Origin of the sequence: Mangrovicoccus ximenensis (genome assembly GCF_003056725.1) — a bacterium.
Lineage (GTDB): Bacteria > Pseudomonadota > Alphaproteobacteria > Rhodobacterales > Rhodobacteraceae > Mangrovicoccus > Mangrovicoccus ximenensis.
Genome location: NZ_QBKZ01000003.1, coordinates 66,690 through 79,847 on the forward strand (window position 1 = coordinate 66,690; position 13,158 = coordinate 79,847).

Consider the following 13,158-nt stretch of genomic DNA (forward strand, 5'->3'; position numbering starts at 1 on the left):
AATTTCCCCGCATAGAGGGTCAGGTCGGCGTGATAGAGATGGGCTGCGAGACCGGCGAGGGCCTCGTCGAAAAGCTGTTCGCCGCGGGGCGACATGCCCCGGGCCTGCATCGCCTCGATCTCGCGGATCGGAGTGTCGGCATAGTTGCCCTCCGGCGCCGGCGCGAAGCGGCTGGTGTCGTGGCGCAGCAGCGCGCGGGTGTCGAGGATTTCGAGGCCGAGCCGCTCGGAGAGCCCGGGCAGGTGCGCCGGAATTGCTCCAGCGGCATCCACAGATCGTAGTCTTCGTAGACGAGGAAATCGACCTGCGGGCGCCAGTGGATGTCGGCGCTCAGCTTGCTGCGCGCCAGCCGGTCGACGAATATGCGGAAGGTCACGTCGCCGGGGATGACCGGGCCGTCCTCCTGCGGGAAGGCGGCCCAGAAATTGTGGTAGCGGTTGACGATCTTGTCGAGGAAGACCGAGACCAGCCGCCGGAACGGGCAGCGCAGCACGACGAAGGTGAATCCGGCCTGCTGCAGCGACCGCTGGTCCGCCCGGAACGCGTAGTTGTTGTGGTGGATCCAGTCGATCTCCACCGGCGAGGACACCGCGCCGTTGGCCCGCGCCAGGGCGAAGCGCAGGGTCGAGCAGGCGTTCTTCGGGATGAAGCTGTAGACCGCCTGCGCGGCGTAGAATTCCAGCGCGTGCTCGGCGGCGAAGCCATGCGCCAGGTTCTCGGCGAGCGGACGGAATGTCCCGGCGGCATATCGCAGGCTCCGGGACACCGGCTGTCAGGCCTTGTCTTCCGCCAGGTCGGCGAGGATGTCGGCGAGCCCGGCTTTCCAGTCCGGACGGGGGAACCCGAAGGCGGCTTCGGTCGCGCTGTTGTCCATGCGCGAGTTCAGCGGCCGTTTCGCCGGCGTCGGGTAGTCCGAGCTGGGAATGTCCGCCACCTCGCAGGAGATCCCGGCCTGGGCGAAGATCTCGCGGGCGAAATCGGCCCAGCTGACATCCGGGCCGCCCGAGACATGGTAGGTGCCCGATTTCGACGGGTCGGCAGCCAGCTGTTCCGCTGCGGCGAGGCAGGCATCGGCCAGCGCCGCCGCCGGGGTCGGGCCGCCGATCTGGTCGGCCACGATGGTCAGCCGGTCGCGCTCGCGTCCGAGCCGCAGCATCGTCTTGACGAAGTTGTTGCCATGCGCCGAGACCACCCAGGAGGTGCGCAGGATCGCATGCGTCCCGCCCGCCGCGCGGATGGCCTCTTCGCCTTCGAGCTTGGTGCGGCCATAGGCGCCGAGCGGCGCGGTCGGGTGGTCCGGCGCGAAGGGCCGGTCGCCCGAGCCGTCGAAGACGTAGTCGGTCGAGACATGGACGAAGGGAATGCCCTTCGCCGCCGCCGCCTCGGCCAGCCGGGCCGGCGTGGCCGCATTGACGAGGCGCGCAGTGTCCCCGTCGCTCTCGGCCTTGTCGACGGCGGTGTAGGCCGAGGTGTTGATCACCGCATCGGCATCCGTGGCGGCGATGATCGCCGCGCAGGCCTCCGGGTCGGTGAAATCGGCGTCCTGGCTGCCGCGGATGTCCAGCTCGTGCGGGCCTGCACGGCGCTGGACCTCGGTCGCGAGCTGGCCGGTCCGGCCGAAAACGAGGATCTTCATGGGGTGTCCTTAGCTGGCCTTGCCGAGGCGTTCGCCGACGCCGTGGCGGTCCTGCAGCGCGCGCCACCAGGTTTCATTGTCGAGATACCACTGCACGGTCTTCTCCAGCCCTTCCTCGACGGTTACCGAGGGGCGCCAGTCCAGCTCGGCGCGGATGCGCGCCGGGTCGATCGCATAGCGGGCGTCATGGCCGGGGCGGTCGGTGACGAAGGTGATCTGGTCGGCATACGAGCCCGAGGCCTTCGGCCGCTTTTGGTCGAGGATCGCGCAGAGCGTCCGGACGAGCTCCAGGTTGGTCTTCTCGTTCTCGCCGCCGATATTGTAGCTGCGGCCGAGCTCGCCCTTCTCGACGACCAGCAGCAGCGCGTCGGCGTGGTCCTCGACGAAGAGCCAGTCGCGCACGTTCGAGCCGTCGCCGTAGATCGGCAGCGGCTTTCCGGCCAGCGCGTTCAGGATGATGACCGGCACCAGCTTCTCGGGGAAGTGGAAGGGGCCGTAATTGTTCGAGCAGTTGGTCAGCACGACCGGCAGGCCGTAGGTCTCGTGCCAGGCGCGGACCAGGTGGTCCGAGGAGGCCTTGGACGAGGAATAGGGCGAGCGCGGGTCGTAGGGAGTGTCTTCGGTGAACTTCACCGACGGGTCGTTCGGCAGCGAGCCGAAGACCTCGTCGGTAGAGATGTGGTGGAAGCGGAAGCTCTCCGGCTTGCCCTGCCCGGTCCAGTAGGCGCGGGCGGCCTGCAGCATCTCGTAGGTGCCCATGATGTTGGTCTCGATGAAGGCGCGGGGGCCGTCGATCGAGCGGTCGACATGGGATTCGGCTGCCAAGTGCATCACCGCATCGGGCTTGTGGGCGTCGAAGATGCGCTTCAGCGCGGCCGCATCGCAGATATCCGCATGTTCGAAGGCATAGAGCGGGCTGCCGGCGACCGAGGCGACGTTGTCGAGGCAGGCGGCATAGGTCAGCGCATCGACATTCACCACCGAATGGCCGCGCGACACGGCAAGCCGGACAACCGCGGATCCGATGAATCCGGCTCCGCCGGTGACCAAAAGTTTCATTGCATCAATCCTCGTAGACAAACGGACTGTCGAAGTCCTTCAGGAACGGCGCCTTGGCGTCCTTCTCGGAGAGGACCGCCGCGGAGGTGTCGAACCCCCAATCGATTCCGATATCGGGATCGTCGAAGCGCACCGCCCCGTCGCAATCCGGGGCATAGACGTCCGAACACTTGTAGAGCAGCTCGGAATTCGGCTCGAGCGTGGCGAAGCCGTGCAGGAAGCCCTTGGGAATGAAGAGCTGGTTGCCGAGCTCGGCCGAGAGCTCGACCGCGACCCATTTGCCGAAATGCGGGCTGCCCTTGCGGATGTCGACCGCGACGTCGAGCACGCGGCCTGCGCCGACGCGCACCAGCTTGTCCTGGGCATGGGGCGGGGCCTGGAAATGCAGGCCGCGCACGACTCCCACGTCGCGCGACAGCGAATGGTTGTCCTGCACGAATTCGACGGTGATCCCGGCTTCCGCTGCGGCCACTTTGCTGTAGACCTCGGAAAAGAAGCCCCGGCTGTCGCCGAAGCGCTTCGGCACGATTTGCATGACGCCCGGAAGCTCGGTTTCTTCTACCTGCACGACGGCTCCTCATCAGAAAGTTCGCAACAGCGGTAGCAGATATTGCGGAGCCCGGCCCACGGCAAAATGGACGCATCCGGTCCGCCGCGTGCGGCGCCGGGGAACTGGATCGGTGCCCCGGCGCGTGTTAATAGTCCGTTAACTTGGATTGGGGGTCGATTTGCGTCGTTGGGTCATGCGGCTGCTTCTCTTGCCGGCCTTCCTGCTGCGCGACCTCGGGCGCCGCATGCGGGGCGCCGGGCAGTCGGCCGTGCCGCTGTGGCAGGAGCCCTATCGCGGCGGACCGGTCGCGATGGTGGCGCTCTACCAGAATGGCCGCCCGCGCCCGGACATGCTCGCGCTGATGCTGGCGCTGCGGCGCCGCGGCGTCTATGTCGTGGCGGTGAACGCCGGGGCGCTCGCGTCCGGCGGCGTCCGGCTTCCGGCGGACTGCTACGTGGAGCGGCGCAATTTCGGTCGCGATTTCGGCAGCTACCGCTGCGGCGTCCGGCTGGTGCGGAAAATCGCCCCCGGTCTCGACCGCCTGCTCTTGCTCAATGACAGCGTCTTCTGGGTGTCCTCCGGTCTCGACGGCTTCATCGGCCGCCTGCTCGGGAGCGGGCGCGACATCTGCAGCGCCACCGAAAGCACGGAGCTGCGGCCCCATCTGACGTCGTTTTGCCTCTCCTTTTCCGGCCGCTGCTTCCGGCATCCGAGTTTCCGCCGGTTCTGGGACCGCTACATTCCCACCGACCTCCGCCCGGCGACCGTGCTCCTGGGCGAGATCGGCCTGTCGCGCCACATGGAACGGGCGGGGTTCAGCCGCGAGACGGTCGCCAGCCGCGAGGTCGTGCGCCAGGCGGTGCTGAAGGAGCCCGGCCTGGCGGCGCTTCCGGGGCGGGCGGCAGGCGGAGAGGCCGCGGCGGATTGGTGCGTCGCGGGCAACGTGACGCACCGGGCGCCGGCTGCGCTGCTCGAGCTGGGGGTGCCGCTGGTCAAGCTCGACCTCGAAGACCGCGCGGCGCTTGGCGAATCGTGCATGGCCGGGGTCGGAGCCTGCCTTCCCGAGGAAGATCGTCTCGCATTTGCCGAAATCATGGCTCAAAAGCGCCAAAACTTGGGCAGACCGAACCGGCTGGACCAGCTCGGCGCGCGGTACGGGCTGTCATGAGGACCCTGCGGCAACAGGCGCGCCCCAAATGCCGGATTTGGCCGTTCCCCGCCGCAAGCTTCGGTTTACTCATCTTACTTTTGTGTTAGATTGCTCTCAAACAGGACCTTTTCATTGGAGTACGACATGTCGAAGTTTTGGGCTGTTCTCTGCGCACTGACCCTCGCCGCACCCTGTGTTGCACAGGCACAATCCGCAAACGGTGCAGCCGCATCGGTTGCCGTTTCGCAGAACCCGAACGCGCCGCTGAGCGGCGAAGCGAAAGCCGGTCTGGCGACCGCAGGCGTTGCCGTCGTCGCAACCCTGATCGGCCTCGGTGGTTCGGGCGGCTCCTCCTCGAGCACCACGACCGCTGACTGATCCAGTCCAGCCGGATTGAAATCGCGAGCCGGATCCGGAAACGGGTCCGGCTTTTTCCGTCCTGCGCGACCGCATCCATGCCGCTGGCCCGGTGTCGGCCCGGGTTGGTTAAGCCTGTGTTTATTGCTCGCTGCTAGTCAGGCAGCCAAGCGGAAGCGTCAGGTTCCATCCCCATGTCGACAGAAAATCTCGCACCGATCATCGTCAAGAAGAAGAAGATCGTCGGCGGCCATGGCCATCACGGCGGTGCCTGGAAGGTCGCCTATGCGGATTTCGTGACCGCGATGATGGCGTTCTTCCTGCTGATGTGGCTGCTCAATGCGACCACGGAAAAGCAGCGCAAGGGGCTGGCCGACTACTTCTCTCCGACGATTCCGGTCAACAAGGTGTCGGGCGGCGGCGACGGGCAGTTCTGGGGGGACAGCGTGTTCTCCGAAGATGTCCTTCCGCAGAGCGGGACGGGAGCGTCGATGGAGCGTCCGACATCGGAGAATCAGGCCCGCGGTGCGCTTGGCGTCGATACCTCCCCGCAGGAAGTGATCGAGACGGCACCCGAGGCGCGGATCCGCGAGGCGGAGAACCTGCTGGAACAGCTGCAGGCGCGGGGTGGCGAAAGCATGGCCGAACTGCAGAGGATGCGGCACGTCATATCCCGCCTCAGCGAGGAAGGCCTTGTCTTCGAGGTTTTCGAGACGCCTGAAATTGCCCTGTTCTGGCCGGGGACCAACGAGCCCACCCCGGATCTGCGGACGGCGCTGCGCTATATTTCCGACAGCGCGCGGCTGGTTGCCAACGAGATATCCATCTCGGCCCATCTTGCAGCACGGCCGCTGGTGGTTGCCGTCAATCCGGTTTGGGACATCTCGACCGAGCGCGCCCAGATCGCGCGGCAGATTGTCGAGCGGGCCGGATTCCCCACGGGAAGAATCCAGAAAGTCATCGGCTTTGCCGACCGCAAGCCCGCCGTGCGGAACCCCATGTCGATCCGCAACAACCGGATCATGGTCACCTTCCTCCGCGAAGGCGTCTGAACTCAATTCTCGGATCAATTTTAGCCGTTAGCCGCCCATTAAGCACGACATTGCTAGGGTCCGGGAGACGGACTTGCTGAAGCAGAAAGGCGCAGTCGATGACGATTTCCTCCTCCCTGAATGCCGGGGTTATGGGGCTTAATGCAAACGCAGCTAGGCTCTCGACGATTTCCGACAACATCGCGAACTCGAACACCTTCGGCTACAAGCGGGTCGAGACGGACTTCCACTCGCTTGTGACGTCCTCGAACGGATCGACCTATTCCGCGGGAGGCGTGCGCGTTTCGACACAGCGGATGATCGACCAATCCGGTTCCCTGATCGGCTCGAACAATTCCACGGATCTGGCGGTGAGGGGCAATGGTTTCCTTCCGGTAACCACGAAGCCCGAAGTGACCGTCGACAACGGCGATCTTTCCATGATGCTGACGACCACGGGGTCTTTCCGGACGGATGCGGAGGGCTTCCTCAAGACCGAAACCGGTCTGGTGCTGCTCGGCGTGCCGGCCAACCCGGATGGCTCCATCCCGGCCTTTGCCCGCGACTCGGTGGCAAACCTGGAACCGATCCAAGTCAATCTCAGCGCGATCAGCAGCGAACCGACGACCGAGATCAAGTTGGGGATCAACCTTCCGGCCACGGTTACGGAGCAGGCGGTGATCGACCCGTCCACGGATTACGAACGCCAGAAGATCGAGTATTACAACAACCTTGGAAGCACCCAGGACATCACGATCGAATTCCGACCCTCGCCGGCTGTGGCTGGCGTTGCGTCCAATGAATGGACGCTGGTCATGACGGACTCCGCGACCATTCCGTCCTCGACCGTCATCGGCGAATACACCGTCACATTCAACGATACCCAAACCGCGGGGGGATCGCTGGCATCCGTCACGACGGTGACCGGCGGCGCCTATGACCCTGGAACCGGCATGGTGGAGGTCACCACGGCCAGTGGACCCATCCGTATCTCGATCGGCGAACTCGACACCACGAACGGGCTGAGCCAGTTCGGAAACTCGTTCCGCCCGACGAACATATCCAAGAATGGCTCGGGGACGGGAACGATGATCCTCATCGAGGTCGACGAGAACGGCTACGTCTACGGGCGGTATGACACCGGAACGTCGCGGACCCTATACCAGATTCCCCTGGTTGCCGTCTCCAACCGCAACGGTTTGGAGGCGCAGGATTACCAGACCTACCAGGTGACCAAGGAAAGCGGGACCTATTATCTTTGGGATGCTGCCGATGGTCCGACCGGCGAAATCGTCGGCTATTCCCGGGAACAGTCCTCGACGGACGTCGCCAAGGAGCTGACGGACCTTATCCAGACGCAGCGCGCCTACACCTCGAATGCGAAGGTCATTCAGACGGTGGACGAGATGCTGCAGGAAACAACGAACATCAAGCGCTGAATTTTTTGAGCGGAGAGGCCGATAGATCATGAGTATTTCAGGTGCGCTATCAAATGCTCTCTCTGGGCTGACGGCCAGTTCCCGGCTCGCTGAGGTTGCCGCGTCCAACATTGCCAATGTAATGACCGAAGGATACGGGGTCCGAGAAGCCGTTCTGGCGCCGCGGGCGGGCGGTGACACCGGCGGCGTCCGTGTCGTTGGCGTGACGCGGCTGGTTGACCAGGTGCTTGTTGCCGACCGGCGCAGCGCCGAGTCAGGACTGGCGCATGCCTCCACTGCGGAGATGTTCTTTAGCCGGATGCAGCGGCAACTGGGGCTGCCGATGGAGGCCGGCTCACTGACCGACCGAATTTCCAAGCTTGAGGTGGCCTTGGCACAAGCGACCAGCGCTCCGGAAAGCGAACCACACTTGCTGACGGTGACAGACAGGCTATCGGGGATCGTGCAGCACCTCAACGGGCTGGGAGAGTCGGTGCAAACTGAAAGACTGCGGGCCGATAGGGACATCGCCGCCCAGGTCGCCCAAGTCAACGCAGCCTTGAAGCAGCTTCAAGCGGTCAATGCTTCCATCCAGCGAAATCTCGTACTGAACCATGATGTTTCTGCCATGCTCGATCAGCGGCAAGCTCTCGTCGATCAAGTAGGGAAGATCATTCCAGTAACTGAACTTCCACGGTCGAATGGATCGATTGCCCTCATGTCTCCGGGCGGACAGTTGCTGCTCGATGGGAAGGCTGCCATCTTAGAGTTTTCCCCAGCTGCGGTCATGACCCCAAACATGACTTTTCCAGGCGCTCTGTCACCCCTCAAGATCAATGGAGAAGAAGTAGAGACTGAAGGTGCAGACAGCCCGATAGCAGGGGGGGCAATGCAGGGGCTTTTCAAAATCAGGGATCACAGTGCGGTCGACTTCCAAGCTAAGCTTGACGGTTTTGCGCGTGACTTGGTCGAACGTCTTGATGACCCTAGCGTTGACTTGACCTTGTCCACCGCTGATCCGGGGCTTCTAAGCGATGGGGGGACAAGATTTGATGCCGCAAATGAAGTAGGGCTCGCCCAAAGATTGCAGTTGAATGTCCTTGTGGATCAGGGCGGGGAGGTCTGGAGAGTCCGGGATGGACTGGGAGCTGTTGCGCCGGGGCCGGAAGGAAAAGGAGCACTATTGCTTCGGCTGTCAGACGCCCTTTCAAAATATTCCATGCCAAGTTCCACCACTTTCGGCGTGGCAAATCGTAACTCTGCGGGCCTTGCCGCGGATGTAACGTCATTTATCGGCCAAAGCATTGAGGTGTCTGAAGGTGAACTGGCGTTTTCAAGCGGAAAATTGCATGCATTGAAGCAACTTGAACTCGCACAGGGCGTCGATTCTGACGCAGAGATGCAGAGATTGCTGATCATTGAGCAAAGTTATGCGGCAAATGCTCGGGTGGTTCAAGTGGTTGACGAAATGCTTGAATGGTTGATGAGGATTTGATATGAATTCGTCCCTTGGTGATCTGTCGAATTTTTTTCTTCTGAGAAGTCAGGTTCACTCTCTCCGATTGGAACTTAGGGATAAAGTGACCGAGGTTGGCACTGGTGAGGTTTCTAATCCGTCAGCGCATTTGTTTGGGAACTTTTCGGATATTTCATTCATTGAACATGGCCTGAAAGTTGGTGAAGGTTTTCGTTCTGTGATTAATTCGGCAAGAACTTTGGCGGATGCGCAACAAACAGCCTTTTCCAAGGCGAGATCCAGAGTTCATAGTGTCGGTGTTGCTCTTGTTGATACAGCCAATAGTGTCGATGAGAACAAGAGATCGGCGGTTCTGCATGACGCAAAAGTATCGTTCGACGCTGCTTTATCTGCCCTAAACTCTCAAGTTTCGGGGCGGAGCATTTTTTCCGGAATTATGACTCAGTCAGCAGCTTTTAGCACATCGGAGCAGATACTTTCATCGTTCCTCTCTGCATTGGGTTCGGCTTCTACCGCCGCGGAAGTGCGAGCCGCTGCAGATGTATGGTTTGGAATTGGTGGCGACTATGAAATGCTCGCATATTTTGGGTCTGATGAGGCGCTTGATGGTTTCAGAGTTGCGGATGGAGAGGTTGTTCGAGTCGAAATGACTGGGTATGATTACGAGGTTCGAAATCTTTTGAAGTTATATGCTGTCTCGGCTTTGATGGCGGATGGTCAGCCCCCTCTTCCGGAGCAAGAAAAGTCAAATTTGATGGCTGAGATCGGCCAGGATCTTTTGAATCTGGATCGTGATTTAATATCCAGAGAAGCTGAGATGGGTTCTCTTCAAGCTCGCATTGACGAGGTTTTGGCTGAGAACTCTTCCGAAATGTATGCTCTTCGAGAGTATCGAAAGGATATGCTGGGAAAGGATGTCGCAGAGGCTGTTGTGGAGCTGAATCAAGTGCAAGGTCAACTTGAGGCGCTTTACATGGTCACTTCCAGAGTTTCTGGGCTGTCTCTTGCGAAGTTTCTATGAGATTTTTTGTTATCGCTCTTTCTTGCATGGTTTTTGCGCCAAGTTCTTCATCCTCTTTAGAGGTTCGATTGAAGGATTTGGTCGAATTTGACGGAGTTCGAGGTAATGATTTGATCGGCTACGGATTGGTCGTCGGTTTGAATGGTACGGGAGATGGGATCAGGAATGCTCCATTTACTGAAGAGATTATGTCCAACATATTGGAGAGGCTTGGTGTCAATGTTTCCGGAGAGCAGTTCCGCCCAAAAAATGTGGCAGCAGTATTTGTAACGGCAACTTTGCCCCCATTCTCTCGGGTCGGCGGTCAGATAGATGTCACTGTTTCAGCTATCGGCGATGCAAGTGGCTTATTGGGTGGAACCCTGATAATGACACCGTTAACTGCGGCTGATGGCCAGATTTACGCAGTTGCTCAAGGTGCAGTTATTGCAGGTGGCGTTGGTATACAAGGAGATGCTGCTGAGGTCGTTCAAGGAGTTCCGACTACTGGGGTTATCCCTGCAGGGGCTCGTGTGGAGCGAGAGGTGGATTTTCAGTTTATTTCGCTTTCCGATTTGAGACTGGCACTGCGAGAGCCGGATTTTAGTACGGCTATTTCAATAGAGATCGCCGTTAATCAGTATTTGGGTCAGCGCGCTGCAAATGCTATCGACCCGGGGACTGTTTCGTTATCCTTGGCAGCAATTGATGAGAAAAGTCCGGTGCGTATTTTGGCTGAAATCGAGAATATAAGGGTTTCTCCGGAGCAGAGGGCAAAAGTTGTTGTTGATCAAAGATCCGGGACAATTGTCATTGGTGACAATGTTCGTATTTCTAGGGTTGCTGTCGCGCAAGGAAATTTAACATTGCGTGTTCAAGAGGAACCGTTGGTTGTCCAGCCTAATCCATTTTCTGAGGGGGAAACCGTAATTGTTCCTCGTACAAATGTAGATATTCAGCAGGATCCTGGAACTGGTTTGGCCGAAGTCAATGGAGGTTCTAGTTTGTCAGAAATTGTCTCTGGCTTGAATTCCCTTGGTGTGAGTCCTCGGGATATGATCGATATCTTGAAAACGATTAAGGCGGCTGGAGCTCTACATGCGGAGTTCATTGTTCGGTAAGCAGGGCCTTGTTGCACAAAGATGCTCCAGGATTCACTTTGTGAACCCAATGTAGTAGCGGGCTCGCATGAGCAGACCGCCGAAGCCGACCTATAAGACCACCAATTGGCCCGCGTAGCGAGCCGGTGCGCGCCACCGGTCCGAGCGCAGCGGCGAGCGAGGCGCTGAAGCAGTGAGCTTGCCCCCGGATCCCGGACTGTGAGTTACAGTACTCTCAGGAACAAGGGATCCCACACCCCCCCGGCCGCGCGCTGCGCTACGCCGAAGGCTCCGAGCGCGGCGCTACGCCAAAGACTCCGCGCGCGGCCTCCTACACCAAGCAATGGCACACGATCAATGCGGTCGTCAGCTGATTTGCGCAACAGCGCCGGCTGAAGGAATCCCCCCTCTGAAGCGGATTCTTCCAGTCTTGGGTAACCACCCGATTTGGACCGCCACGATCCGAACGGCGCCTTCGACGCGCTGGTCTTCTGAGGGTCAGGCAGGCCTGGATGGCATTCGACGGGCAGGGCTCCGCCCGTCCGGCACTCAGGGGCTCAGGGCGCTGCAGCGCAGCCTGCGCGACGGGCGGCACAAGACGGATGTCGAGGCGCTGGTCAGGGTCATGGTCTTCAACCGCCTCTGCGCCCCGGACAGCACCTCTGCTCCCGATCGCCGGAAACTCGCGGAGGTCGCCGGCGGGGCGATGGCCGTAGGGGCGCGGCGCTCGGCCTGCATCCGCAGACGCTGGCCCGATGGCCGCCCGCCGCCTCATGCGCGCCGGCCGCCAGGCCGCTGGTGAAATGCGCGTTGTAGCCGACGAAGCCCGCCGCCAGGCCGACCAGCGAATGCATCGCCGCCTATTTCGCCCCGTCACGCAACGCCGTCGGCGCCTACTGGATCGAGGACCTTGGCCGGGAACTGGAATCGTGCGACGCGGTCCTCCTGTTCCTGGGGTCCTCCAAGGTTGCGCCACTGGTTCGAGCAACCATTGGCGCCGCTGATGTCGGCAAGCCAGATCCGGTCGGCCTCCGAGGCCCGGAAATTCCGCTTGAGCAGGTTCGTCCTGTCCTGCCCGCCTCGCTGCATAGTTTCAGATTGAAGAACGGTGACAACAACCCTGCACGAGGGGGTAGCGGGCGGGTTCTGGCTTCGTCATGGAAGGCCGCCCCGCCCGGGGGCGCCCCTCCCGACCCCGCAGCTCCCCTGCCACCCCTTCCGGGGGCCCGGCGGCGCTCTGCCCGACGACAGCCAGGCCCCCGGGCCGCACGGCGCGCCGGAACTGGTCCACAAGATCGGCTTCGCGGTGCCGGGCGTGCAGCCGGAATGGCTGCAGCCGGTCGGCGCGCGGGTGACCTCGGACGGCAAGTGGCCCGCGACCATGATCTGGTAGCCGTCCATGTCGCCGGCGGCATCGTCAACGCCGAAGCCCGCCGCCAGCGCCGCATCGGTGAAGTCCGGATCCGAGACCGTGACCCCGTATTCGCGCGGATTGACGATGTTCCAAGTCGCGCGAATACGGGTTCTATTCGAACGTGAATCCGCGCGATCGACTTGATCGACTTGAAGCCGTATTTCCAGCCGGCGGCAATCCGGAGGCGAAAGCCGGGAGATGGTGCATCCTCGCGGCCGGGTTCGATTCGCTGGAGGCAGAGCCTCCGGCGGACAGCCATGCGCCCGGCACCATTTCCGGCAGGGTCCGCGAAGGGTATGCCATCCGTTACCGGCTCGCGGAGATGAACCACCCTTGGCGCCGCGAGGATCCGAAAATGGTCCGGGGGACCAGTTCGCACGCTGAACCAGCGGGTCAAGAAGGCGGAAGCCGGCAGCGGCAAGCGGGCGGGCATTCCGGCCGACGTCGCGGCGGGGCGGAAGTGAGGGCATGACTGCCATGGCCATTCGCCAGCTAAGGCCAGGCAACGCGCTCGATCTCGGCAGTGCCGGGGGCGTTGAAGCGGTTCATGAGAGTATCCGTCTTGGTCAAGCGGGTTTCGGGGTCCGCCGTTGGATGGGGCATCCACCGCATCAGTTCACCCCCGGACCTTTTCCCGGTCCGGCTCATATCTCCGCCCGGCTGCGGCGGCGGTAGCCGCTCCGGTTCCGCCAAAAATTTCTTCCTATCTACCATACTTTATACGTCCTCATTTTTTTTACTTCTAAAAATATAAATATAATAACTAAAACTCTAACAACCATCTTAAAATACAAAATACAAAAAAAAAAAAATAAAAATAAAATATTATATAAAAATAATTAATTAATACGTCGTTATTCTATACGTTAACAAATTACTCACAAATCCTAACTATCTACTAATACAACATAAAACAAATCTAAAAAAAATAAAATAACAAAAACCCAACAATAAAAACTAAACTTC

12 protein-coding genes are annotated in these 13,158 nt (G+C 60.6%); 8 read left to right on the plus strand and 4 right to left on the minus strand.

All coding sequences use genetic code 11. The features are described 5' to 3' along the window. Positions 1 to 19 precede the first annotated feature (19 nt). The 4 genes from C7T91_RS08735 to rfbC are packed head-to-tail and all read right to left on the minus strand — an operon-like array spanning position 20 to position 3,263. Positions 20 to 766 (minus strand): sulfotransferase family 2 domain-containing protein, encoded by a 747-nt coding sequence (locus C7T91_RS08735; protein WP_108258919.1) that lies wholly within the window; start codon positions 764 to 766, stop codon positions 20 to 22. 6 nt (positions 767 to 772) lie between these two features. Next, entirely contained in the window at positions 773 to 1,636 is an 864-nt protein-coding gene (gene rfbD, locus C7T91_RS08740; protein ID WP_108258920.1) for a dTDP-4-dehydrorhamnose reductase, read from the minus strand. Positions 1,637 to 1,645: 9 nt separating this feature from the next. After that, positions 1,646 to 2,695 (minus strand): dTDP-glucose 4,6-dehydratase, encoded by a 1,050-nt coding sequence (rfbB, locus tag C7T91_RS08745; protein WP_108258921.1) that lies wholly within the window; start codon positions 2,693 to 2,695, stop codon positions 1,646 to 1,648. Positions 2,696 to 2,699: 4 nt separating this feature from the next. After that, positions 2,700 to 3,263 (minus strand): dTDP-4-dehydrorhamnose 3,5-epimerase, encoded by a 564-nt coding sequence (gene rfbC / locus C7T91_RS08750; protein WP_108258922.1) that lies wholly within the window; start codon positions 3,261 to 3,263, stop codon positions 2,700 to 2,702. A 175-nt stretch (positions 3,264 to 3,438) separates the two neighbouring features. On the opposite strand from rfbC, the gene C7T91_RS08755 reads away from it, so the two are divergent. From C7T91_RS08755 to C7T91_RS08795, 8 genes are all read left to right on the plus strand, one after another. After that, positions 3,439 to 4,413 (plus strand): hypothetical protein, encoded by a 975-nt coding sequence (locus C7T91_RS08755; protein WP_108258923.1) that lies wholly within the window; start codon positions 3,439 to 3,441, stop codon positions 4,411 to 4,413. Positions 4,414 to 4,539: 126 nt separating this feature from the next. Beyond that, positions 4,540 to 4,773, plus strand: coding sequence for a hypothetical protein (locus C7T91_RS31470; RefSeq protein ID WP_236638120.1), 234 nt, complete (start codon positions 4,540 to 4,542; stop codon positions 4,771 to 4,773). A gap of 173 nt (positions 4,774 to 4,946) precedes the next feature. Continuing rightward, on the plus strand, positions 4,947 to 5,804 hold the full coding sequence (locus tag C7T91_RS08760) for a flagellar motor protein MotB (RefSeq protein WP_108258924.1): 858 nt from the start codon (positions 4,947 to 4,949) through the stop codon (positions 5,802 to 5,804). 98 nt (positions 5,805 to 5,902) lie between these two features. After that, entirely contained in the window at positions 5,903 to 7,222 is a 1,320-nt protein-coding gene (locus tag C7T91_RS08765) for a flagellar hook protein FlgE (RefSeq protein WP_108258925.1), read from the plus strand. Positions 7,223 to 7,250: 28 nt separating this feature from the next. Next, positions 7,251 to 8,696, plus strand: coding sequence for a flagellar hook-associated protein FlgK (flgK, locus tag C7T91_RS08770; RefSeq protein WP_108258926.1), 1,446 nt, complete (start codon positions 7,251 to 7,253; stop codon positions 8,694 to 8,696). A gap of 85 nt (positions 8,697 to 8,781) precedes the next feature. Continuing rightward, entirely contained in the window at positions 8,782 to 9,699 is a 918-nt protein-coding gene (locus tag C7T91_RS08775) for a flagellin (RefSeq protein WP_161555808.1), read from the plus strand. Between the two features lie 26 nt (positions 9,700 to 9,725). Further along, entirely contained in the window at positions 9,726 to 10,799 is a 1,074-nt protein-coding gene (locus C7T91_RS08780) for a flagellar basal body P-ring protein FlgI (RefSeq protein WP_236638126.1), read from the plus strand. A 1,087-nt stretch (positions 10,800 to 11,886) separates the two neighbouring features. Beyond that, complete coding sequence (locus tag C7T91_RS08795) at positions 11,887 to 12,171, plus strand: hypothetical protein (RefSeq protein WP_108258931.1); 285 nt, start codon at positions 11,887 to 11,889, stop codon at positions 12,169 to 12,171. Positions 12,172 to 13,158: the final 987 nt, after the last annotated feature.